Origin of the sequence: Pseudoalteromonas sp. UBA2102, assembly GCF_002331165.1 — a bacterium.
Classification (GTDB): Bacteria; Pseudomonadota; Gammaproteobacteria; order Enterobacterales; family Alteromonadaceae; genus Pseudoalteromonas; species Pseudoalteromonas atlantica.
The window spans coordinates 1-23510 of the sequence record NZ_DCYU01000023.1; the positions used below are offsets into that span (position 1 = coordinate 1).

A 23510-nucleotide genomic window follows, 5' to 3' on the forward strand; every position below is an offset into this window, starting at 1 on the left:
GATGTAAGCGATTGGCTAAAAGCCGGTGCTAACCAAGTTGTTATTGGTTCTATGGCGGTAGAAAAACGCGAGCAAGTAAAAGCCTGGGTTGAACAATTTGGCGCCGAGCACTTTGTTATTGCTCTTGATGTAAATAAAACAGCTACGGGCTGGGCACCTGCTACCCATGGTTGGTTAAGTGAATCTGAGTTTGGTTTACTTGAGCTTGTAGATTTTTATGTAAGCTTGGGCGTTATTGACTTTTTATGTACGGACATCAGTAAAGATGGCACCATGACTGGCCCATCGTTTGAGCTTTACGAAGATTTAACTCGCCATAACAGCAGCATTAAAGTACAAGCTTCGGGTGGGGTAAGCTCACTTGATGACATTAAAAAACTTAAAGAGCTGGGCGTTGGTGGTGTTATTTTAGGTAAGTCACTACTTGATGGCGCATTTAGTGTTGAGGAGGCGTTGGCATGTTATCAAAACGCATAATCCCGTGTTTAGATGTAAAAGACGGCCAAGTAGTAAAAGGCGTTAAATTTAAAGGCCACGAAATAGTGGGCGATATTTTAACAATGGCAAAAGCCTACAGCGATGCCGGCGCCGATGAACTGGTTTTTTATGAAATCAGCGCAAGTGTTGAAAAACGCCTACTTGATGTAAATTGGGTAGAGAGCATTGCCCGCCATATTGATATTCCATTTTGTGTGGCTGGCGGTATTAAATCGGTAGCCGATGCAGCACGTGTACTAGAGCGTGGCGCTGACAAAATAAGTATTAACAGCCCTGCTATTGCCCGCCCTGAGCTTATAAAAGAGCTACACGATGAATTTGGTAAGCAATGTGTTGTTGTAGGTATTGATAGCTTTTACGATGAAGTGACCGGCGAGTATTTAGTGTATCAATTAACCGGCGATCCTAATGCATCAAGCCGTACACGTTACAAAACCGAGGAATGGGTTAAACGAGTACAAGACTTAGGCGCAGGCGAAATTGTTTTAAACTGTATGAACCAAGATGGCGTACGAAACGGTTACGACAATGAGCAGCTAAGTAAAATGCGCGCATTATGTAATATTCCTTTAATCGCATCAGGCGGTGCAGGCAGTATGCAAGACTTTGTTGATGTATTTAAACAAAGCGAAGTCGATGGCGCATTAGCAGCAAGCGTTTTTCACAAAAATGTGATTAACATTGGCGAATTAAAACAATTTTTAACTGATAACCAAGTGGCAGCAAGACTATGCAAATAACACAACAAAACCAAACCCAAGTAGATTTTGCTAAAAGCGAAATGATCCCTGCGATCGTTCAAGATGCTCGCTCTGGTGTTATTTTAATGCAAGGCTTCATGAACAGCGAAGCACTAAAGGTAACGCTTGAAAGTAACAAAGTAACCTTTTACTCGCGTTCAAAGTCACGTTTATGGACCAAAGGTGAGTCATCAGAAAACTACTTAAACGTAGTATCGGTGCATACCGATTGTGACTTCGACTCAATTTTAGTACTGGCTAATCCAGAAGGCCCAACATGCCACTTAGGCACACAAAGCTGCTTTGGTGATGACGCAAAACCTAGCTTAAGCTTTTTAGCGCAATTAGAAGATGTGATTGTTGAGCGTAAAAACGACGACCCAGCAAAAAGCTACACCGCTTCATTATTTGCTAAAGACTTAAGCCGTAGCTGTCAAAAAGTGGGCGAAGAAGGCGTAGAAGTAGCGCTTGCTGCAATGAAACACGATAACGATGAGCTTACTAACGAATCGGCTGATTTAATTTACCACCTTACTGTATTGCTACAACGCCAAGGCTTAGCTCTTGAAGACGTTGTAAAATGCCTACAAGGTCGCCATAAATAATACTGCTGCTTTATTTTAGCGCATTTACAGGCCCATATTTTATGGGCCTTTTTACGTTATGGTATTTATTTTTTTACATAGGTTGCGTATGGTGCAGCTTATCGAATTCTTTTAGCGTTGCTTATGAATAAATCAATTATCACAGCCTTATCCTTATTGGTACTAACAGGCTGTGTAAGCCAAAAAGCCCCTGCGCCTAAAATAGTAAAAACGCAAAACGCATGTAGCCCACTAAACACATTACTTAATGCGCACACTAACGGCTTTAATGCAGTAAAAGCAAATAAAGTGGGAAAGGATTTTATAAACCAGTGGCATGCTAATACTCATTTTATAGGCAATACCTGCACCATTACTCAACATAATAAGCAGTTTAGTTATCAATGCACGAGTGAAAACAAACAAGCCCATGCCACAAATCTACATATACAAACAGTGGATAAAATACGTCAATGTGTAGCGTCACAAGGCTGGTACGAAAATACGAAAGAGTCAGCAACCTCAATGAGTAGTAACTTTGTTTTGGATGAAGCTCACCCAGTTATCACCTTATTTACCTCTCAAAGCAGAACGCGCTATATTACCCGTTTTGAAATTGCTCCACCGCTAGGAAATTAAATGCAAAAACCCACACACTCAAACACTAAGTTAAAAACAGACTGTTTAGGCATATGTGAGCGCCGCTGCGGTTATTGCACTGGCTGCGGGCGAACTAATGAAGAAATATTTGATTGGATCATCCTCAGCCAAGAAGAAAAAAACGCCATTTTAGCGCAGCCGCGAGCTGACTTAAAAAAGCCATAAATTTGCCACTTGCGTGTAACAGCCCCCCTTTAGTATTGCTAAAAACGGTAAGGGGTGAACATCATGGCAGCATTATTTGTAATAAACTTAGCGCGCTCAGCGCAGCGACTCGCAAATACTCAAACGCAACTGGCACGTGTTAACTTGTCATTTGAACGGATTGATGCCGTAGATGGCGCACAATTAAGTACACAACAAAAGTTCCTACATTACAGCCCGCAATTAAATAAACAGCAGTATCACTATCCGCTAAGCAATGGCCAAATCGGCTGCTATTTAAGCCACCGTAAAGCATGGCAAAAAATAGTTGATGAAAAACTAGATTACGCGATTGTGCTCGAGGATGACTTTTATATTGATGAGAGCATTCATAATGCGATAAAAAATATTGAGCAGCTACAGCAGCCCTGGCAGCTTATTAAACTCGCCGCTTATGAAAACCGCACTCGCCCTATTGCCTATCAGCAAAACCTAAATAACCACCAGCAATTAGTCATACATAAAAAGCTAATGACCGGCTGTTGTGCTACGGCAATCAGCTATGAAGGGGCTAAGCAATTACTTAAAGCCACAGCTCAATTTGGCCGCCCTGTAGATTGCGACTTACAGCATATTTGGGAAACCCACGTAAATGGTTTTTCGCTTATGCCATACCCTGTTTCGCAAAATACAGACATACAGAGTGATATTGCAAGCTGCGCTACTAAAACCAAGGTTAAAAAAGCTTTTTTTAAACGTAAGTTTCAACAATTACACAGCGGCGTTTTAAATAAACTTTATACAAATGCATTTATAAAACAAAGCAAGCAAATTAAACTTAATAAAAAAGGCGCTTCAAAAGCACCTTCTTTACTTACGCAAGGTTCTTAATTTTATAACTATGCTTTATCGAGCGCTTGGCTTACATCGGCAATAATATCGGCAATGTTTTCAATACCGACTGATAGGCGAATTAAATCACGGCTCACACCTGCGCTTGCAAGCTCTTCATCATTTAATTGGCGGTGCGTGGTTGACGCTGGGTGACAAGCCAGCGATTTAGCATCGCCAATATTAACTAAACGCAAGATCATATTAAGCGCATCAATAAAGCGCGTGCCTGCTTCAAGGCCACCCGCGATACCAAAGCTTAAAATGCCTGAGGCTTTACCACTGGTGATTTTTTGGCTCATTACATTATATGGGCTTGATGTTAAACCAGCGTAGTTAACCCAAAGAACTTTAGGGTGATTTTCTAGGTATTCAGCCAGTTGCTGCGCGTTTTCGCAGTGGCGATCCATTCGTAAGCCTAAGGTTTCTAGGCCAATTAAAATGTCAGATGCGTTTTTAGGCGCAAGTGCTGCACCGGTATTTCTAAGTGGCACTACTCTACAACGACCAATAAAGGCTGCTTCTGCAAAGGCATCGGTATAAACCACATTGTGATACGACGGATCGGGTTCATTCATCATTGCAAAGCGTGTGGCATTGGCTTTCCAATCAAATTTACCTGAATCAACAATCATACCGCCAATAGCTGTACCGTGTCCGTTTATATACTTTGTCAGTGAATGAACCACTATATCGGCACCTAACTCAAATGGGCGGCATAAATACGGGGTAGCTACAGTATTATCAACAATAAGTGGCACCCCTTTACTATGAGCAATGTTAGCTAAACGCTCAATATCGACAATATTACCTGCGGGGTTACCAATGGACTCACAAAATACTGCGCGGGTATTATCATCAATCGCGTCTTCAAAGGCGCTAAAATCATCAGCTTTAATCATGCGTGCTTCAATACCTTGGCGCGGTAACGTATGGGCAAATAAGTTATATGTACCGCCATATACTTGGCTGGTGCTCACAATATTAGTGCCTACTTCACACAAGCATTGAATAGCATAGGTAATAGCTGCCATGCCCGAGGCTACCGCTAGCGCACCAATGCCCCCTTCCATTGCAGCAATACGCTGTTCAAGCACCGCATTGGTTGGGTTCATAATACGAGTATAAATATTGCCTGGTACTTTTAAGTCGAATAAATCAGCGCCGTGTTGCGTGTTATCAAACGTGTAAGATGAGGTATTATAAATAGGCACTGCTGCTGATTTAGTGGTTTCTTCAGACTCGTAACCATGGTGCAGTGCTAATGACTCTAATTTCATAATTATTTCCTTCAATATTGTGATGATTAAACCTAGCATTATTAGCTTATAAAATGCACATGAATTAAATTAATGAATTATGAGTGTCAGGGGTATTAAAGTTTGCGGCATGAGTTTTGCTCAATCTAGAGGGTGTTTTATTTCACTGCATAGGTTTTGTTTTATCAAAATACCAAAGCAGAAGCAGTAAAGCCTATCATATTAATGTGTAGCGTTATTTGGCTAAAGGGTTTAAATACTAAATGCGGTGGGCGGCTCAATATACGCTATTTAAAGCTCAATGGGTTTTAGGTTAACACTTATAATAAATGTACTTATAACGCTTTAAAATCAAGTAACTGTAACGCAGGCAGCGGTTTACTAAAGTAGTAACCTTGAATCAAATCGCAATTTAGTTCGGCTAGTAATTTTTGTTGTGCTGATGTTTCTACGCCCTCAGCTACCACACTTAAGCCTAAGCTATGCGACATTGCAATTGTGGCTTTAACTAAGCTGTAGTCTTCTTGGTTTTCGGTAATACCACAAATAAAGCTGCGATCTATTTTTAATACCTCAAACGGATATTGCCTTAAATAGCTAAGCGATGAGTAGCCTGTGCCAAAGTCATCCATGGATAGTTTAATACCGAGCTTATTAAGTGCATACAATGACTCTGTTATATTGGTTTGTACGCTCATTAACACGCCTTCGGTTATTTCAAGCTCGACATTTTTAGCACTTACTCCGGTTTTTTCTAACGTGCTTGCTATAAAACTTAGCAGCTCTGAATCTCTAAATTGGCTTGGTGATAAATTAATTGCCATGCTGTAGTTTTGTTGAGTGCTTGCCTGCCACTGCGTTAAAAATGCTAATGCCTGCTCAATAACAAACTTTCCAATAGGAATAATTAAACCTGTTTGCTCTGCTAACGGAATAAATTCATCGGGCATAACCTTACCAAGCACACTATTGTTCCAGCGTAATAGCGCCTCTGCCCCAATTATTTTAAGTGTTTTAGCATCGCATTTAGGTTGGAAATACAATTCAAATTCGTTTTTTTCAAGAGCAACATGCATTTGCTCTTCAATTGCTAACCGCCTTTTTATGGCGGTATTCATTTCGCTGGTAAAGCAGGCGTAGGTGTTTCTGCCAAGCGCTTTTGCTTGGTACATTGCTGTGTCTGCATGGCGTAATAAATCAGAGGCTGTTACCCCATTATCAGGGTACAAAGCCACGCCAATACTTAACGTTAATAACAATTCGCGACCATCTATTTCAAAGGGAGTTCTAAAGCTTTTAAGTAAGCGTGTAACAATCGCTTCTAACTGTTTTTTACTGCGAAGCTCTGATTGTAGAATAATAAATTCATCGCCCCCTAACCTGCCTACGGTCGCGTTTTCATTAACTATTTGGCTCAGTTTATTAGCGGCGGTGATAAGTAATGAGTCGCCAATTTCATGCCCGAGTGTGTCGTTTACTTTTTTAAAGTCATCTAAGTCGATAAAAATAACAGCGGCTAAAGTGTTTCGTTCGCTCGCAGTGTTAATTAGCTGAGTAAGTCGTTTTAAAGAATAAAAACGATTAGGAAGTAGCGTTAAGCTATCGTAATAGGCTTGTTTACGTATAAGTTTGTTTGACTCATGCTGCTCTGTTATGTCGCGAATTATCACCATTACTTGGTCTGAATGATGTAAATAACTCACTCGCGCTTCGAAATACAAAACGCCTTTGGGTACTAAAAGTTCGTATTCAAAGCATACATTACCTTTGTGAATTAACAGCTCTTGAATATTGTCTTTAAACATTTTGGCTACAGTATAGGGCAATACGCTAAACATCGATTTATTTAAAAATTGCTCAGGCTGTAAATGTAAGTTGCTCAAATCATTTGCGTGGTAATCAACTATGGTGCCATCCGGTTTGAGTAAAAAGTACAAATCAGGAATGGCTTCAAATACTTTTTCGAGCATCTGCTGTTTATCCATAGCTTGCGCTTGTGCTTGTTTTACATCGCTCAAGTCTATGTCGATGCAGTACATCTGTTTTACCCCATGCTGATTTGTAAACATAACATGGCTTGAAAACACAGTAACATTGCTGCCATTTTGATGCTGTAATGTAAGCTCAGCCGCGGGTATTTCGATATCGTTTATGAGCCACTCACGATGAGCATCTATAACCGCATCTTGCATTGGGGGCGGAATAATTAAATCTTCTAGTTTTTTTCCGGTTCCGTATTCCTTTGTATAGCCATAAAGCAGTTCACTGCCTTTATTCCAATAAATAACGCGGCGCTGCTCATCGTATCCTTGCACAGAAATACTGTGTATCGCATCAAATAACTGATGCAGCGGATCGTTAAGCACAAATTGATGTGAGAGGATTTGAGTGGTTTTTAATGACTTCATTTATACGCAACCTAGAGTCGTTATTAACACAATAATAGGACGTACTCTTAAAATTAGCACTTTTAGGTTGGTTTTTAAGTGATATACCTTTGCATAAGATATAAAAAAAGGAGCCAAAGCTCCTTTTTTTAAACGCTATTATGATTAATCAGCTTGCACATTAATCGGGTGCTCTACCCCCACCCATGCTTTAAATAAGGCCCGTTGAGATAAAGTTGCACTTTTATCAGCAACCACCTTTTTAGGTTTATCATAATCTTGCGATAAAATGAGGGTTGTCGATTGAAGTGCATCGCGACGAATAAAATCGATAGTGACTTTTTCACCCGCTTTAAATACTTCTAAGCTCGATTTTAGATCTTTTCCAACATGCTGCTTGTTAACCGCCACAATTTTATCGTCTGTTGTGAGGCCCGCCTGCCATGCTGCTCCGCCTCTGCGAACGTGGGTAAGTGTTAATAACTCACCGCTATTTTTTGCAGTCGCATCAATGCTTGCTAGTGGCTTAGCGCTCTCAGGACGAGTAAGCTTTAAGCCAACTTTACCTAATAAAGCATCAAAATCTATATTAGCTGGGGTGCTCACGTTATCGTGCCACCACGTTGTGTAGTCTTCACCTGTTAGGTCTTTTAATATTGCCAGTACATCTTGCTCAGTAAACCCTTGTGGTAACGTGTGCTTGTTGTATAAAGCGTTGTGTACTTGGCGGTAATTAACTTTTGCCTGGGTTGTTTCTAATAAATGTATATCTAACAACATAGAAAGCAATGAGCCTTCTAAATATATATTGGTGCTGTAATTACGCGCGTGGTCGCCGCCTTGGTTTATCCATTTATCAAAGCTTGTTTCGCTGGCACTTTGTACTTCTCGACCTGGTGTTTGTAAGTGACGATTAATCGTTTTACTCATCACTTTAAAAAACTCATCGGTGGTTTCTATGCCTGAGCGCACTAATAGATGATCTTCAAAGTAGCTAGTAGAACCTTCCGAAATCCATAATAAATTTGAGTAGTTCATGTTGGTGTAATCATAAGGCGCCAGCCCTTTAGGGCGGTAAGCTTTTACATTCCAGGTATGAATAAATTCATGCGCAGCGGTACTTATAAAGCCTAAGTAGTCTTCGCGGCTACCAAAACGATTCCGTGGGCGCTGTATAATGGTTGAGTTTAAATGCTCAGTTGCCCCGCCAGCACCCGATGTAGCATGCACCATAAATACATAACGCTCATACGGGTAGCTATTCCAAATAACATTACCTGTGGTCACTAATTTTTTTAAATCAGTAAGCATTAGTTGCTCATCGTAGTTGCCTTCGCCCCATATGACTAACTCGTATTGGCGGCCATCTACTTCAAATTTATGAAGTTTGTTAATTCCTGTTTCTATTGGTGAGTCTACCAGTACATCGTAATCTGCGGCTTTAAAACTGTGTTTATTACTCGCATTTTCCATGCCTGATACAGAGCGCCACGCTTTAGGCACCTTTAAATCTACGGTAACTGGTTCTTGGCGAAATGATTCACTAAACATAAAAAAGCCAGATGCATCAATAAAAGCATGGCTATCGTCTATGTGGCGTGCACGTTTTCCTAACTCGTTTGCATAGACTTGGTAATCAATATTCACGTGTGTTGGCTCAGCTAAATGCACTCGCCATGTACTGTGATTAATTTTTTCCCATTTTAATGCATTGCCATTGTCGTCTGTGGCCGCAAAGTAACGTACCCCATTGGCTAAATTTAATATTTCGTAGCGACCAGTACGCCATGCAGGCAATTTAACATCGATATGCGATTGCGCCGACTTTGGAAACTCTACACTTACATTACCTAAATGATGTTGTGGCTGTGTAATACTTAAAGAATAATTTACATCGGCTAACGCAGGGGCTGCACAACAGGCCGCTAACATTGACAGGACTAAACGCTTTTTCATAATGACTCAAGGTTACTTATTATTTGAAATAAGCCTAACAAGGCATAAATTAAAAGTGAATTAAAAACGACAAACAACCTAATAGCTCAGTTTACATGCAGAGTCTAAGTAAAAATGCTAAGTTTTTAATTAGATAACTACACTTAATATGATTTTGTTGTAAACTGAAGGTAATGTAATTAATACGATGGCGGTATGCTTAGGTGTCTGAAAACTCTAACGCTGTAGATAAAAAGTTAAAGCAAGCAATTGAAGCAAGGATAGCCATTGAAAATGCGCGTAAGCTCCAAGTTGATACTTTATCAAATCTAACTGCAAAATTGTCTTTAAGCTGTAAAGGGCTTGATATTGAGCTTGATAATAAACTCGCCAAATTTAGAAGTTCGCTAAATAAAGGTGTCGGGTTTGAAATATTATCCCCTTTAATAGATGACATTTTATTATTACTGCAAAACCAAGAGGCGTTACAAACAGCCCATCAGCGAGAGCTGTTTTCGAGCGTACAAACAGCCGGTAAGCTTTTACAAAAAACCAAAGGCTTACCAGATGATACCCGTCGCACTTTAAGACATTTACTCGACCACGAAATTAATAATGTACAGTCAACGCACGACTACATCCCGATATTAAATCAGCTTATTAACTTTTATCACCATGCTTTGCATAGCAAGCTTTCAACCACAGATGAAACAAGTACCAATGCTTCTCCTCGTATGGCTAAAAAGCTGTTAGAGCTTGCAAATGAGCTGGTATTAGAGGATGAATCGACTGAACAAATTAAACAAATAAAAAATACAATTACCGAAAACGATAATGTAGAAACCCTGCTGCAAGCCGCTTTAAATATAATAAGCGTCGTGGTCAAAAATATCAGTAAAGAGCGCCAATCGGCACAAAGCTTTTTAGTCTCGCTTAACCAAACATTAGAAGAGTTGCACTCATCAATTGTATCTACCAGCCAGCACTCTAAATCAATGGGGGAAGAGTTCGATACACTAAATAAACGTATTGAAGGAAAAATAAAGCATTTAAACGAGCAAACCCAATCTGCTACGTCTATTTCCTCTTTAAAAGAATTAGTTGATAACGAGCTAAAATCACTCAGCCAAGACTTTATTGCTAAAGAGCAGCTAGAAAGAAAAGACCGCGAAACGCTGATTGCCAGCTTTGATGAAATTAACGAGCGAATCGGCAGCTTAGAAGGCAAACTAACCAAATATAAAAAACGCCTAAACGAGCAACGCTTTAAAAGCTTACTCGACAGCCTTACAAAACTTCCTAATAGAGCGGCTTTTGATGAACGTTACAATCACGAGCTTCACTTATTTAATGTCCAAGCCTCGGATGTTACCCTAGTGGTTATTGATGTGGATCACTTTAAGTCAATTAATGATAGATTTGGTCATACTGCAGGCGATATAACCTTACAAGTTATTGCAAAGGCGCTGCAAAAATCAGTAAGGCAGTCTGATTTTATAGCCCGCTACGGCGGAGAAGAATTTGTACTACTTATGCCTGGGCTTTCGTTGTTGAACGCTGCGCAGCCGCTTGAAAAACTTAGAAAAGTGATTAAAAATATTCCTTTTAAATTTAGAGAAAAAGAAATAGAAATCACCATTTCGTTAGGCGCTACACAATTTAAAAAAGGCGATACACCGCTCAAAGCATTCGACAGAGCAGATGACGCCCTCTATGAAGCAAAGAAAACGGGTCGGGATCGCCTTTGTATGAGTAAATAATGTCATAATTCTCAATTAGTTTGAGTGCTAAAGTAGATGACATGCAGTTTTTACATTTTAAGCAGCAAGGAGAATGCCGATGTTAATACAGTTAAACCCGACTGGGGTTTTAGATTTACTGTCACAATTGGAAGTTGATTTATTAGAGCAATCTTCAGCCAGTGAACGTTATCGACTTTTTAGAAACTGTGCCTTAGCCGTCCTTAACGTAGGCAGCCACACAGATGCAAGTAATGAAATTTACGACAAATACCAAGACTTTGATATTCGTTTAGTCAGTCGCGAGCGCGGCATTAAAATTGAATTAGAAAACCCTCCCGAAACCGCCTTTGTTGATGGCGAAATAATTACCGGTATTCACGAGCATATTTTTTCGGTGATCCGCGATATTTTATTTATTTGCCAAAAATACGAAAAAGATCTTAAAGAACAAAAAGCCATTACCCACATGGTATTTGATATGCTTAGAAACGCCGGGGCGCTGCGCGTTAACAGCGAACCAAATATGATTGTGTGTTGGGGTGGGCATTCAATTAACGAAATAGAATATAAATATACAAAACAAGTCGGTTACGAGCTTGGCTTACGTGGTTTAAATATATGCACTGGCTGCGGCCCGGGGGCAATGAAAGGCCCGATGAAAGGTGCCACTATTGGCCATGCTAAACAACGTATTAGTGAAAACCGTTATCTTGGTTTAACCGAGCCTAGTATAATTGCCGCAGAGCCACCAAACCCTATTGTAAATGAGCTGGTAATTTTACCCGACATTGAAAAGCGCCTTGAAGCATTTATTAGAACGGCGCATGCAATTATTATATTTCCAGGTGGTGCAGGTACTGCAGAAGAATTACTTTATTTATTAGGTATTTTGCTGCACCCAGATAACGAAAAACAGTGTTTGCCTGTTATTTTAACCGGCCCTAAAGAAAGCGAAGCGTACTTTAGCGAGTTATGTAAGTTTGTAGAGCTGACATTAGGCAAAGAAGCCCTTGATAAGTTTGAAGTAATCATTGATGATCCAGCTCTAGTAGGGCAAAAATTAAAATCAGCTATGGCAAATGTACGTAATTATCGTAAAAGCCAAGGCGATGCCTACTACTTTAACTGGACACTTAAAATCGATAACGATTTTCAGCAACCTTTTGCACCTACGCACGAAAACATGGCAAGTTTAGATTTGCACCTAGAACAGCCCAAGCAGCAATTAGCGGCTAACCTACGTAGAGCGTTTTCGGGGATTGTTGCTGGCAATGTCAAAGATGAAGGCCTACGCGCTATAAAAGCACATGGACCCTATGTGTTAAGTGGTGAGCCTGATTTAATGAAAGATATGGATAAACTATTACAAGCATTTGTAGACCAAGGTCGTATGAAGTTACCCGGTAGTAAGTATATCCCTTGTTATGAAATAAAAGCATGAGTTTGACTATTTGAAACCCCATTTACTTTTAATTGATGCGCTTAATTTAATTAGGCGCATTTACGCAGTTGACGCTAACCAAACACACCATAGTGAAGAGCAGATGCTAAAGGCCAGTTGCGCGCGCGTAGCACATGCTTGCAAAAAGCTTTTACAGTCAACAAATGCCACTCACGCTATAGCTGTTTTTGATGGCGACAAAAGCTGGCGCTACCACTTTTATAAGCAATATAAACACTCTAGGGCCCCCATGCCCGACACGCTTAAAAATGCGCTGCACAACTTTAAAGAAGCTATAGAGCAAACGGGTATCGTTGTATTTGAACCGCTTAACGATGAAGCCGACGATATCATAGCCACCTTAGCCGACAAAGCTGCAAAAAATAAGATAAACAGTACCATTGTTTCTACCGATAAGGGTTTTTTACCTTTTTTGAACGACTATATTTGTGTGTACGATTATTTTAAAAAGAGCTACCTAGATTGCGACAGCATTGAGCAGCGCTTTGGTATTGAGCAAAGTAAACTTATTGATTTTTGGGCCTTAGCGGGCGATAAAACTAACGATGTACCCGGCGTTAAAGGCATAGGGACTAAATCGGCTCAGCTTATTGTAAATACCTACGAAAGCATAGATAGCGCCATAGAAGATGATGCCCTATCAAGCAGTATTCAAAAAAAGCTAGTTGAGGAAAAAGACATGTATGTTATTTCTAAACAATTAGTCACTTTGCGTACAGATATACAGCTAGGTTTTAGTTTAAAGCAGTTAAGGTTGCATTAGTCGCATGTTGATAGCACTGTTTAAGCGCACAACATATACTCACTTTATTGTTGCGAGTGTGAGTTAAAAATGATTAAAAAGTTTATAAGATACTTAATATTAGGGTTAGGCTTGTATGCACTCATTGCGACTTTAGTGATCACCTTTTATAAAGATGACCCGCAAGCAATGATTTGGCAAGACCGTGAGGCCTTTAACGAGCGCTACATAAGAAAGCTGTCAATTGATGAGGCGGTTACTTTAAACAGTGTACTCGATTATTTAGGAAGCCCCGATTTAACCTATGCCAAACGTAATAAAGACCAAGTATGGCAGATTGTTTTTTACCGTACTCAGCACCAAACTTCAGATGGCATAACCACGATGGATGAATGCACCGGCTTATTATTTAAAAATGGTGAGTTATTTTTATGGGGCCCCAGCGCCTATACAACTTATCAGGAAAAGATCAGGTGATGGCCAATGGATGAGCCTATTTCAAAACAGTTAGTGCGGTTACTACACAACACACATCAAATACTAACAATTTATAGTGACAAAACGCAGTGGCAACATCTTTATCCGCTTGTTGTACAAACAGCCCAGCATTATCGCGTTTTGTATCAGCAACACCCACACGCTTTACAAGCGCGTTTAAGCTTGTACACCAGCCACTACGACTTTGCTACAAACCTCGTTATTAACCAATGTGTTATTAGCACCGCACTGTGCGCTAGCCAGCAATTTGATGACGAACTAACCGAGCTTTATATTGGTGTGGCATTGGTAGAGCATTGCTGCGTTGTAGCGCAGCATAATAAAATTGCGCAGCAGCAAATGCTTACACTCAGCGATAAAAAAATATGGCGTTTTCGCCATCAGCTAGCAGCAAAAGTGTTGCTCAGTGCACAGCACCCTACTCAAAATAGCGTGCGTATGTTGGCTAAATTAAATAAGTATAAGCAAGCGTTACTAAGTACTAGCGACATAATGCTATACGACAATGCCATAACCTTGTGTGCATTAAGTAATATTATCGCGATGAACATAACCTATACATCGAAAAAGAACCCATTAAATTTTTACAAAGCTTTGGGTGAATTGTATGTCAAAACAGCTAACCCATTTGCGCAAAGGTTAATTAAGGATTTAATAGCGCATATAGGCCCACACCTGCCAGGCAGTAAAATTGTTTACAGCGACCAAGCAATGGTTTATCTAGCAAGTGATGAGACTAATAAGCATATACTTATTAATGCCAATAATGAGAAAAAACTGGCGTGGTACAAGGTTAAAACCTCACTTAAAGATCAACCACTGCAATGGCTATGTACTGATAAACGGGTATTATTTTTAGCCTGGAACAATGAGCACCTGGTACGTAAAGCCCCGGTGCAGATAAGTTCAAAGGCCGAATTAATAGCGTTAGTGAGTCATATAAAAGTAGCGCATGAATATAGTTTTAAAGGCTTAGATAAGTTACTGGCCCCTTTTAGTGAAATAACACAGAAGCTCTGCCAAGCCGTCAGGCCCTATAACAATCAGCACCAAGCCGCCAAAGACTTACGCCATAGCTTGTCGATGGTCGGCTACGATAATGCACCGGCGATTATTCAGCGGGTTATATTTGAGCAATTAGTGGATACATCACATCATCCGCACAAACACATCGTACTGAATAAACTTAATAGCTTTATTAGTATTTTAGCTTTAATGGTAAGTAATAACCCAAAACAGCAATTTGAACATATAGCCTTGCCCATCTATGGTTACGTGCATTATTTATTAACCCATTGCAGTGCACAGCTCTGTGCAAAAGTAACCATAAGTAGCGTGCCTAACCAAACCTATAGTGCCCCATTAGCAGCCTTTTTTGGGGTGGAAACGATTAATAATGAACATTTAAATACAGAATTAACACAGCTACTGAGTGATAATCCATGGACCAAGCCCCTACTCGATGCTGAACAACAACCTAAAAAAGCGCTAAACGAGCAGCATAAATTATGGATTAGTTTAAAGGTCGTGGCGCAAACTATTTTTAAACCCGCTCTGCCTTTAACGCCTTGGCAAAAACAAACTTTAAATGCGCAGCTAAAAGCACAAGGCTTTAAATCTGAGGATGATTTTTTTGCGCAACTGCAAGGCTTATCGCTATATAACAGCATTTAAGTCACTTATGCTGACTATAAACACAGGTTATACCCTGTATTTATAGTATAAACTGGCAAAATGGGCGATAAGTTGGTATAAATGCGCCCTCAAAATATATCCACATACGTCACATAAATGACCTAACAAGCAGTTACTATTATTAGTAATAATTTATGTGCGTTTTTTATTCTTTTAAAGGAAAAGTCAATGGCCAAACAAACCATCACAGTGATCAAAGGCGACGGCATCGGTCCGAGCATTATCGACTCAGCACTTGAAATATTAAAAGCCGCAGGTTGCGATTTTGATTATGAATTTGTTGATGCAGGCCTTGCTGCACTAGAAAAAACTGGCGAGCTACTTCCTCAAGAAACAATTGATACAATCGCTAAAAATAAAATCACTCTTAAAGGTCCTTTAACGACGCCGGTAGGTGAAGGTTTTACGTCTATTAACGTAACATTACGTAAGCAGTTTGGTTTATACGCAAACGTACGCCCTGTTAAATCATTTGTTGGTACTAAAGCACGTTACGATGATATCGATATCATTACTATTCGTGAAAATACCCAAGGTATGTACTCAGGTTTAGGCCAAGTAGTAAGCGAAGACGGTAACGAAGCAGAAGCTAAATCTGTAATTACTCGCGAAGGCGCTGAGAAAATCATCACTTTTGCCTACGAGTTAGCAGTACGTGAAGGCCGTAAAAAAGTAACCGCAGTACACAAAGCAAATATCTTAAAATCTACCTCTGGCTTATTTTTAAAAGTTGCACGTGAAGTTGCTGAGCGTTACCCGCAAATTGAATCAACTGAAATGATTGTTGACGCAACATGTATGAAGCTAGTTATGACTCCAGAAGAGTTTGACGTTGTAGTAACAACTAACTTATTTGGCGACATTTTATCTGATCTTTGTGCTGGTTTAGTTGGCGGTTTAGGTATGGCACCAGGTGCAAACATTGGTGAAGATGCTGCTATTTTTGAAGCCGTTCACGGAAGTGCACCAGATATTGCTGGCAAAAACCTAGCAAACCCTACTTCAGTAATTTTAGCGTCTATCCAAATGCTTGAGCACTTAGATATGGGCGACACGGCTGAGCGTATTCGTAGCGCAGTAGCTGATGTAATTAAATCTGGCGATCGCACAACACGTGACTTAGGCGGCAGCCACGGTACAACTGATTTCACTCAATCAGTAATCGACCGTTTATAATTTAACAAGGTTAATCTTGTTTTAAGCCTAAAAAGCCAGCATATTGCTGGCTTTTTTGTATTTTAACCTTTGCTGATAACATCACTTGGCATAACTACGCTATTTATTTTAAATAGAATTTTTAATGCAGCGAGCATCACCTTTTATACCACTGGTGTTAAGTTATTAGACATTTAAGTCAAATGGTTTTACTTCACAAAATCATTAAACTTTATTGCTGGTACGCCGGTAAAATCCACTTATCACTAATAGCGCAATTAAATAACCTATTGCCCCACCACTTGATGACGATTCACTTTGCGCTTCTTGTACCGAGACTGTTAGCTCACTACTTATAACTTCATTGGTTTGGCTGTCTGTGAGTACAAGTTTTACTGTATAACTACCTGCACCTTGGTAATTATGACTTGGGTTTTGCGTTATACCTAGTGGGCTGCTATCGCCATAATCCCAGCTATATGTATAATTACCAGATCCACCTAATGGTGAGCTATTAAATTGTACCGCTAAGTTATTTGCCGTATGGCGTGTACTTAATTGCAGCGGTGCATTAACACTCAAAGCATGCTGTTGGCTAACACTTATTCCTTGCGTATCAGTTACTATTAACGCGAGGGTATAATCTCCAGAGTAGCTAAATTGGTAATCTAGGTTTTCAGTTTGCGATACGGGTTCACCATCTATAAGCCAACTCATGTTGTAAGGTGCTTTACCGCCAGTTACGATTGCTTGAGCAGATAAAGTCGCACCGTTTAACTGATACGTTAAATTTTCAATTTCTAGCGGTTTTGTGATGGTAATTTGTTTAGTTTGTGTTTGCGTAGTCGTCTCACCCATTGCCGAAAAGGTAACGCTGTATGTGCCGTAATCGGCATAGGTATGTGTAGGACTTAGCTCAGTACTCGATTGCCCATCACCAAAGTCCCATAAAAATGTATCTGTGGGGGTTAACTTTAAACCGGCTACATTAAAGCTAACGGTTGCCTCGTTTACTGTTGTGGTTATTTGTTGTAGCGCATCATAGCTAAGCAAAAGCTCTGCTGTTTCACTTTCAGGGTGTTGGCTGACTATTTCAAAGTTAAACCCTTGGGGAGTAAGCACCACACCTGATTCAGCCTGCTGCGTAAAGCTGTAATCAAAATGATCATTAAACTCACTAATGGCAGCTAAGTCTTGATCGCCTAAACCTGCACTTTGCTGATATAAACTAAATGCAGCATCGCGTACTTGTATAGGTGTATCTGCAAGTGTGGTGCTACTTGTACCGCGATAAATTGGCTTTTGATCCGCATCAACCACTAAATTAAAACCACCCCCTGGGTGATCAGTTGTGTTGTTGTTATCAAATGCACTATTGCTATACCACAATAAAGCTCCCGGTGAATATTGCTCTGCTTGTAAGCCGGCATCCACACCTCTGTGCGCACGTAGCTGTATATAGTAGTGGGCTGGTTTAGCATAAATATAACTACTCACGCGGCTAAAACCATTTAACGCTAAGTTAATACTTGGCTGCTCTGCGTTATTTTGCCAAATCACAGTATTGTTGTTTGTTATTTTTAAATCATCGGCTACAAAACCATAATACTGTGTGTTTGTATCGGTAATATACTCAATACTTAATGTAATGGTTTGTCCTGCATATTGTGTTAAATCAAACTCATGCATTAAAAAACCATTAGGTTGCTGCGCATCTGCATGTAAAAACGAATCACCAGTTATATACGGGCCTATATCGCCATAATAAGGATTTGTCTCGATTGTATAATTACCAGCTAAAGGAGTTTGATTTACCTTTACTTGTACAAGGTCATAATCGCGCTCAATACTGTAGTAAGCTAAAAAGCTAAGAGTCAGTGGTGTAGCCGCCTCAGGTAAGGTCACGGTTTGTGAGAGCGTGTGTGTTAGGTTGTTACCTGTACCAGAGTAAAATTGAAAATCACCTTCAACCGGGGTTTTAAATTTTTCTAGCTGCTGCGCAAGTGTCACTTTAATTTGGCTTTGCTGCTGAGAAAGTGAGCTAGTATAAACTAGCGACTGCTGAGGCTGGCTGTTCACTTCCTCCATGGTTAAATTAAGCTGGTTCACCCAATTGCCTTGGTATCTGTTTTGTAAATACTCAAGCCCCTGTGCACTAAACATAACGGGCTGTGAACCCCTAGGCCCACCAGCCCAGCTACCAGTAGACATTATTGACCAAGACGATACAGGCTCACCCACGGTATTTGACTGTAAGTCGTACTCATCTGCTAAACCTAAGTCGTGACCAAATTCATGCGCAACGACACCTATGCTGGCATCTATTGGGTTTATCGTATAACCCGATAACTTAACGCTACTACCGGCAATACTGACAGGTTCACTGTTTTCATCAAATACGTAGTAGCGGTGAGACCAAATTGCATCAACGCCTAAATAGCCTCCACCGGATTCTTCACCAATACTGGAATGAAAAACCATAACATGGTCGATAATGCCGTTTGGCTCGTTGATAATGCCATCGCCGTCAATATCATCTAAATCTGTTAAATCATATTGCGTTAAATCAATATCAAATTGTGCAGCGGCTTTTTCTACTGCTTCTTTTATCAGTGCAGGGGCATTTATATCGCGTGTGTTGCCTACGCGCTCACCATAGGTTTTTGCATTACTATCTGCCCTAACCCACCCATATACTTGCCCGCTAAAAGTTAAGCTAGCGCCTGATGCGTCGTAATAATAATCGTATACGCTGCTAAGTGTTTCATTATTAGGACCAATAAACCCACCCTCATTAAAAAGCAATTGTTGGTAATGCTCCTTTGTATAATTTTCGTAATACATGTCGGTATCATCATCAACTAGTTGATTGTCATCGTACTTTAAATCAGGAAAATCAATTAAAATAGCCAGTACTTTGACCTCATTTAGCGCGTTGCTAGGGCTAACCGTACTTGCATATTGCAGCTGCTTATTGGCTTGCTTAGCGCTTAAGCGGGCTTTCATGGTAGAAACAGGTTTTAACTGCGAAGGGTTAAGCCGTTCAGTATTCGCTAAGTAGCTTTCAACCGTTGGCTTGTTAGTGGTTTGTTGGGTATCAGCGCGTTTATTTAACCAATACTCTATTCTTTGTTTGTTAATAATACCTGGGTCATGCGTACTGGTATTTGCTGCGTTAAGATTTAGGCTGCAAAGAAATAAGCCAAGCCATATTATTTTTTTCACTGTATCTTCCCCAGATAAATTATTGCTCTATCATACCTAATATATGCAATAAGCACAGCGCTCAAATCACCTATTTACCCATTATGGTTACTCGGTAAATTAGCATAATTTCTTCATATTTTTTATATAACTACAAATAGCGTGCAACTTTTTAGTATTAAAACAAATTAATTTGAAATTTTAATCCAAAACACCTCTTTCAAGGTTGACATAAGCACGTAAAACCCTTAAAAATAACCCCATATAGAATTTTTAATCTAAAGCAGCATTTTGCTTTTTATAAAGTGACAATTATGAAAAAACAACTTCACCTTTTAATCGTACTCGTAGTGGTCTTAGTGATAAGCCCAGCGGGGATGTATTAAAAAGTGAAATTGCTTTTTAAAAACCCTCGCACTACGCGGGGGTTTTTTTATGCATAAACAGCGCACAGAGGAATGAGGATGAGCAAACAAGAATATAATGGTTCTGAACTAGTTGTTCAGGCATTAAAAGAGTTGAAGGTTAAGTATATTTTTGGCTACCCAGGTGGGTCGGTTTTAGATTTATACGATGCACTTTTTCAACAAGAAGACATTGAACATATTTTAGTGCGTCACGAACAAGCCGCAACCCATATGGCTGACGGTTATGCCCGTGCTACTGGCGAAGTTGGTGTTGTACTTGCTACCTCAGGCCCTGGCGCAACTAACTGTATTACAGGTATTGCCACCGCTTATATGGACTCAATTCCGATGGTGGTATTATCGGGGCAAGTACCTACTAGCTTAATTGGTGACGATGCATTCCAAGAAACCGACATTGTTGGCTGTTCTCGCCCGGTTGTAAAACATAGTTTTAACTGCAGAAGCGCTGAAGAAATTCCGGCTATTTTGGCAAAAGCGTTTTATATTGCAAGTACTGGCCGCCCAGGACCCGTTGTTGTTGAGCTACCAAAAGATATGCTTAACCCTGCTATTAAGTTTGAGTACAACTTCCCTAAAACAACAGAGCTTAGAACCTACAGCCCAAATACAAAGGGCCACTCTAAACAAATTCGAAAAGCAGTTACCGCAATTTTAGAAGCTAAAAAACTGGTTATATACTCAGGCGGCGGTATTATTTTATCTAACACCTCTGAGCAATTAACCCGCTTAGTTGAATCGCTAAATGCACCTATCACTAATACATTAATGGGCTTAGGCGGTATTTCGGGTATTCACCCAAATTACGTGGGTATGCTGGGTATGCACGGCACGCTTGAAGCCAATAAAGCCATGGCAAATGCCGATGTAATTTTAGCACTGGGAGCGCGTTTTGATGACCGTGTAACCAATAATGTTAAAAAGTTTTGCCCTAATGCAACCATCGTTCACGTAGATGTAGACCCAACCTCTATTTCTAAAACGATTAAAGCACATATTCCGGTTGTGGGCTGTTTAGCCACTGTAATGGAGCAACTGCAAGCTGGCATAGATAAAAGCAGTATTCAAATTGATCGCAGTGCACAAGAGGATTGGTGGCGACAAATTATTAGCTGGCGCGAGCAAAAGTGCCTAAGCTATAACACCGATGGCGATAAAATAAAGCCTCAAGCTGTTATAGAAGCAGTGTATAAAGCCACTAATGGTGACGCATATGTAAGCTCTGATGTGGGTCAGCACCAAATGTTTGCAGCGCAATATTATCCATTTAAAAACCCTCGCCAATGGATCAATTCAGGGGGCTTAGGCACCATGGGCTTTGGCTTACCAGCAGCGATGGGTGTTAAGCTTGCCTTTCCTGATAAAGAGTCAGTGTGTGTAACCGGCGATGGCTCTATTCAAATGAATATTCAAGAGCTATCAACATGTTTACAGTACAACTTGGCTGTAAAAGTGGTTTCACTAAATAACCGCTCATTAGGCATGGTACGCCAATGGCAAGATATGATTTACGGCGGTCGCCATTCATCTTCATATATGGACTCATTACCTGACTTTGTAAAACTTGTTGAAAGCTATGGCCATGTAGGCATAAAGGTAGATACTTTAGAGGAACTACAACCTGCTATAGATAAAGCCATGAGCATTAACGACCGTTTAGTATTTTTAGATATTAACGTTGATGAAAAAGAACATGTATACCCAATGCAAATTAAACTAGGTGGCATTGATGAGATGTGGTTACGTAAAGGAGTAAAAGCATAATGCGTCGTATATTATCTATTTTATTAGAAAACGAACCGGGAGCCTTATCTCGCATTGTTGGGCTTTTTTCACAGCGCGCCTACAACATAGATAGCTTAACAGTGGGTACAACTGATGATGAATCACTGTCACGTATCACCATTACCACTATGGGTGATGATAGAATCGTTGAGCAAATTACCAAACAAGTTAATAAATTAGTTGATGTACTTAAAATTATTGATTTAACCGAAATGAGTCACATCGAACGCGAATTATTACTTGTTAAAGTATTTGCCCAAGACGAAACCACCCGTGCAGCGGTTACACGCGTTGTAGACGTGTTCCAAGGTGCTATTTTAGATATGGGACGCCAAAGCTACAGCTTACAACTGGTAAGCAGCACAGACAAAATAGAATCGTTTTTAGACACCCTACGCCATGAAACCGACATTATTGAAGTGGTGCGCTCTGGTGCTGTAGGGATCGGCCGTGGTGACAAAGCGTTAAAAGCGTAATTAATTAAAGCTTAAGCGTTTAATATTAAATCCCTGCTAAGCAATCAGCAGGGATTTTTTATGCTAAGCCTTGCCTTACAACGCTCTGCATTAATACCTAATTAGGCATGTGGAAATAAGCTTAACTTAGGTAAGCTCACTGCTTTAATACAGGCAAAAAAAAAGAGCTAAATAGCTCTTTTTTAAAAAATTCTGTAAAACGCCAATTAAGGGTTTACTTGGTCTTTAAGACCTTTACCTGCTTTAAAGCTTGGGATAGTTGCCGCTGCGATTTGGATCTCAGCACCCGTTTGTGGGTTACGGCCAGTACGTGCTGCACGTTCTTTAACTGAGAAAGTACCAAAACCTACTAATGCAACTGAATTACCTTCTTTTAAAGAAGAAGTTACAGCGCCAGTAAACGCGTCAAGTGCACGTGTAGCAGCAGCTTTAGAGATTTCTGCATCAGTAGCGATTTTTTCAACTAATTGAGCTTTATTCATTGTTAGATTCCTATTCGTTATTATTTTGCCTTCGCAAAACCTATCTTTATGCATTTTTAAGGAGTTAGCAACAGCAAATTGCATTTTTTGCTTAAATACTTCGAAAATGCGTAAAATTTTAATAATTCTCGGTAAAATACAGCGTGTTGGGTTAACTAAAACTTAATTTAAGTACACAAAAGGCACACTTTAAATAACACACTGCTCTATATTTTTTCGATAACTAAGGTCACTTCCCCAACCTCGACACCAAACTTAACAATAGACGTTCGGTTTATCAAGCGCGATTGTGTAACCAGGTACATCCAATCATCAAAATTTACCTCAAGCGTACTGCCGTCATAGGGTAAGGCCACATTGTAGTTCCAATGAAACACACTGCCTGCGCTTTTACCGGTTGCAATGCCAAGCACATCATCAGCACGTCCCACTAAGCTATTATCGTCATTAAGGGTGACATACCAAATACGCTTTTGTGTTTCACCATCGTCATACACAAAGTCTTCCTCTATAACGCCCTTGTTGCCTTCCCAGCGCGCATTCATAGAGACAACAAGTTTACGTGTGAGTTCGCCTTTATAATCTTGCACAACGCCGTATGCTTTCAAATCGCCACTAAAAAACGCTTTAAAATCAAATTCTGGGTTGCTGCTATTGTAGTGCTCTACTTTTGGCGCGGAGCAGCTCACTAAAAATAATGCGGCCATTAAAATACATAGCTGTTTAAATTTATTTATATTGCGCAT

At 40.1% G+C, this 23510-nt stretch carries 20 protein-coding genes; 14 read left to right on the plus strand and 6 right to left on the minus strand.

All coding sequences use genetic code 11. The annotated features are described in order from the left end of the window. The 6 genes from B2R65_RS02315 to B2R65_RS02340 all read left to right on the plus strand — a co-directional run. Nucleotides 1-477 (plus strand): HisA/HisF-related TIM barrel protein (locus B2R65_RS02315; protein WP_286740720.1); only part of this gene is annotated, 477 nt, incomplete at its 5' end. Then, entirely contained in the window at nucleotides 459-1238 is a 780-nt protein-coding gene (hisF, locus tag B2R65_RS02320; protein ID WP_006793443.1) for an imidazole glycerol phosphate synthase subunit HisF, read from the plus strand. The genes B2R65_RS02315 and hisF, both read left to right, overlap by 19 nt. Beyond that, complete coding sequence (gene hisIE, locus B2R65_RS02325; RefSeq protein ID WP_286740724.1) at nucleotides 1229-1843, plus strand: bifunctional phosphoribosyl-AMP cyclohydrolase/phosphoribosyl-ATP diphosphatase HisIE; 615 nt, start codon at nucleotides 1229-1231, stop codon at nucleotides 1841-1843. The genes hisF and hisIE overlap by 10 nt, the downstream gene beginning before the upstream one ends. Nucleotides 1844-1966: 123 nt before the next feature. After that, nucleotides 1967-2461, plus strand: a complete 495-nt coding sequence (locus B2R65_RS02330) for a lipoprotein (RefSeq protein WP_286740725.1) — start codon at nucleotides 1967-1969, stop codon at nucleotides 2459-2461. Then, complete coding sequence (locus B2R65_RS02335) at nucleotides 2462-2647, plus strand: DUF1289 domain-containing protein (protein ID WP_286740727.1); 186 nt, start codon at nucleotides 2462-2464, stop codon at nucleotides 2645-2647. It abuts the gene before it with no gap. A 63-nt stretch (nucleotides 2648-2710) separates the two neighbouring features. Then, nucleotides 2711-3517, plus strand: coding sequence for a glycosyltransferase family 25 protein (locus B2R65_RS02340; protein WP_286740729.1), 807 nt, complete (start codon nucleotides 2711-2713; stop codon nucleotides 3515-3517). Between the two features lie 8 nt (nucleotides 3518-3525). Here B2R65_RS02340 and B2R65_RS02345 read toward each other — a convergent pair whose 3' ends face one another. The 3 genes from B2R65_RS02345 to B2R65_RS02355 form a co-directional block, all read right to left on the minus strand. Further along, the gene (locus tag B2R65_RS02345) at nucleotides 3526-4797 is read right to left on the minus strand and encodes an O-acetylhomoserine aminocarboxypropyltransferase/cysteine synthase family protein (RefSeq protein ID WP_286740731.1); all 1272 of its coding nucleotides are present in this window, start codon (nucleotides 4795-4797) and stop codon (nucleotides 3526-3528) included. Between the two features lie 314 nt (nucleotides 4798-5111). Then, nucleotides 5112-7184 carry a sensor domain-containing protein gene (locus B2R65_RS02350; RefSeq protein ID WP_286740732.1) on the minus strand — a complete coding sequence of 691 codons (2073 nt, stop codon included), beginning with the start codon at nucleotides 7182-7184 and terminating at the stop codon, nucleotides 5112-5114. A gap of 144 nt (nucleotides 7185-7328) precedes the next feature. Continuing rightward, nucleotides 7329-9119, minus strand: a complete 1791-nt coding sequence (locus B2R65_RS02355) for a M61 family metallopeptidase (RefSeq protein WP_286740734.1) — start codon at nucleotides 9117-9119, stop codon at nucleotides 7329-7331. A gap of 203 nt (nucleotides 9120-9322) precedes the next feature. On the opposite strand from B2R65_RS02355, the gene B2R65_RS02360 reads away from it, so the two are divergent. The 6 genes from B2R65_RS02360 (at nucleotide 9323) to B2R65_RS02385 (ending at nucleotide 16413) form a co-directional block, all read left to right on the plus strand. Then, entirely contained in the window at nucleotides 9323-10858 is a 1536-nt protein-coding gene (locus B2R65_RS02360; protein ID WP_286740736.1) for a GGDEF domain-containing protein, read from the plus strand. A 79-nt stretch (nucleotides 10859-10937) separates the two neighbouring features. Next, nucleotides 10938-12281 (plus strand): nucleotide 5'-monophosphate nucleosidase PpnN, encoded by a 1344-nt coding sequence (gene ppnN / locus B2R65_RS02365; RefSeq protein ID WP_004586396.1) that lies wholly within the window; start codon nucleotides 10938-10940, stop codon nucleotides 12279-12281. 10 nt (nucleotides 12282-12291) lie between these two features. Continuing rightward, nucleotides 12292-13065, plus strand: coding sequence for a flap endonuclease Xni (xni, locus tag B2R65_RS02370; protein WP_286740739.1), 774 nt, complete (start codon nucleotides 12292-12294; stop codon nucleotides 13063-13065). A 69-nt stretch (nucleotides 13066-13134) separates the two neighbouring features. Continuing rightward, nucleotides 13135-13521 (plus strand): DUF3192 domain-containing protein, encoded by a 387-nt coding sequence (locus tag B2R65_RS02375; protein WP_004586398.1) that lies wholly within the window; start codon nucleotides 13135-13137, stop codon nucleotides 13519-13521. Nucleotides 13522-13527: 6 nt separating this feature from the next. Beyond that, nucleotides 13528-15216: a hypothetical protein gene (locus B2R65_RS02380; protein WP_286740740.1), complete on the plus strand. Its 1689-nt coding sequence runs from the start codon at nucleotides 13528-13530 to the stop codon at nucleotides 15214-15216. 189 nt (nucleotides 15217-15405) lie between these two features. Then, nucleotides 15406-16413, plus strand: a complete 1008-nt coding sequence (locus B2R65_RS02385) for an isocitrate dehydrogenase (RefSeq protein WP_004586400.1) — start codon at nucleotides 15406-15408, stop codon at nucleotides 16411-16413. Between the two features lie 204 nt (nucleotides 16414-16617). On the opposite strand, the gene B2R65_RS02390 is transcribed toward B2R65_RS02385, so the two are convergent. Beyond that, a complete protein-coding gene (locus tag B2R65_RS02390) occupies nucleotides 16618-19617 on the minus strand; it encodes an immune inhibitor A domain-containing protein (RefSeq protein WP_286740742.1) in 3000 nt (999 codons plus the stop codon). 443 nt (nucleotides 19618-20060) lie between these two features. On the opposite strand from B2R65_RS02390, the gene B2R65_RS02395 reads away from it, so the two are divergent. Then, entirely contained in the window at nucleotides 20061-21785 is a 1725-nt protein-coding gene (locus B2R65_RS02395) for an acetolactate synthase 3 large subunit (RefSeq protein ID WP_286740744.1), read from the plus strand. Continuing rightward, complete coding sequence (ilvN, locus tag B2R65_RS02400) at nucleotides 21785-22282, plus strand: acetolactate synthase small subunit (protein WP_004586403.1); 498 nt, start codon at nucleotides 21785-21787, stop codon at nucleotides 22280-22282. The genes B2R65_RS02395 and ilvN overlap by 1 nt, the downstream gene beginning before the upstream one ends. 206 nt (nucleotides 22283-22488) lie before the next feature. Here ilvN and B2R65_RS02405 read toward each other — a convergent pair whose 3' ends face one another. Together B2R65_RS02405 and B2R65_RS02410 are read right to left on the minus strand one after the other, a co-directional pair. Beyond that, the gene (locus B2R65_RS02405; RefSeq protein WP_004586404.1) at nucleotides 22489-22764 is read right to left on the minus strand and encodes an HU family DNA-binding protein; all 276 of its coding nucleotides are present in this window, start codon (nucleotides 22762-22764) and stop codon (nucleotides 22489-22491) included. A gap of 206 nt (nucleotides 22765-22970) precedes the next feature. Continuing rightward, nucleotides 22971-23510: a DUF3833 domain-containing protein gene (locus tag B2R65_RS02410; RefSeq protein WP_273588494.1), complete on the minus strand. Its 540-nt coding sequence runs from the start codon at nucleotides 23508-23510 to the stop codon at nucleotides 22971-22973.

Bases quoted from the DNA above. Each gene is read 5' to 3' on its own strand.
- hisF (WP_006793443.1), top strand. From the start codon at position 459: ATGTTATCAAAACGCATAATCCCGTGTTTAGATGTAAAAGACGGCCAA.
- hisIE (WP_286740724.1), top strand. From the start codon at position 1,229: ATGCAAATAACACAACAAAACCAAACCCAAGTAGATTTTGCTAAAAGC.
- B2R65_RS02330 (WP_286740725.1), top strand. From the start codon at position 1,967: ATGAATAAATCAATTATCACAGCCTTATCCTTATTGGTACTAACAGGC.
- B2R65_RS02335 (WP_286740727.1), top strand. From the start codon at position 2,462: ATGCAAAAACCCACACACTCAAACACTAAGTTAAAAACAGACTGTTTA.
- B2R65_RS02340 (WP_286740729.1), top strand. From the start codon at position 2,711: ATGGCAGCATTATTTGTAATAAACTTAGCGCGCTCAGCGCAGCGACTC.
- B2R65_RS02345 (WP_286740731.1), bottom strand. From the start codon at position 4,797: ATGAAATTAGAGTCATTAGCACTGCACCATGGTTACGAGTCTGAAGAA.
- B2R65_RS02350 (WP_286740732.1), bottom strand. From the start codon at position 7,184: ATGAAGTCATTAAAAACCACTCAAATCCTCTCACATCAATTTGTGCTT.
- B2R65_RS02355 (WP_286740734.1), bottom strand. From the start codon at position 9,119: ATGAAAAAGCGTTTAGTCCTGTCAATGTTAGCGGCCTGTTGTGCAGCC.
- ppnN (WP_004586396.1), top strand. From the start codon at position 10,938: ATGTTAATACAGTTAAACCCGACTGGGGTTTTAGATTTACTGTCACAA.
- B2R65_RS02375 (WP_004586398.1), top strand. From the start codon at position 13,135: ATGATTAAAAAGTTTATAAGATACTTAATATTAGGGTTAGGCTTGTAT.
- B2R65_RS02380 (WP_286740740.1), top strand. From the start codon at position 13,528: ATGGATGAGCCTATTTCAAAACAGTTAGTGCGGTTACTACACAACACA.
- B2R65_RS02385 (WP_004586400.1), top strand. From the start codon at position 15,406: ATGGCCAAACAAACCATCACAGTGATCAAAGGCGACGGCATCGGTCCG.
- B2R65_RS02395 (WP_286740744.1), top strand. From the start codon at position 20,061: ATGAGCAAACAAGAATATAATGGTTCTGAACTAGTTGTTCAGGCATTA.
- ilvN (WP_004586403.1), top strand. From the start codon at position 21,785: ATGCGTCGTATATTATCTATTTTATTAGAAAACGAACCGGGAGCCTTA.
- B2R65_RS02405 (WP_004586404.1), bottom strand. From the start codon at position 22,764: ATGAATAAAGCTCAATTAGTTGAAAAAATCGCTACTGATGCAGAAATC.
- B2R65_RS02410 (WP_273588494.1), bottom strand. From the start codon at position 23,510: ATGCGCAATATAAATAAATTTAAACAGCTATGTATTTTAATGGCCGCA.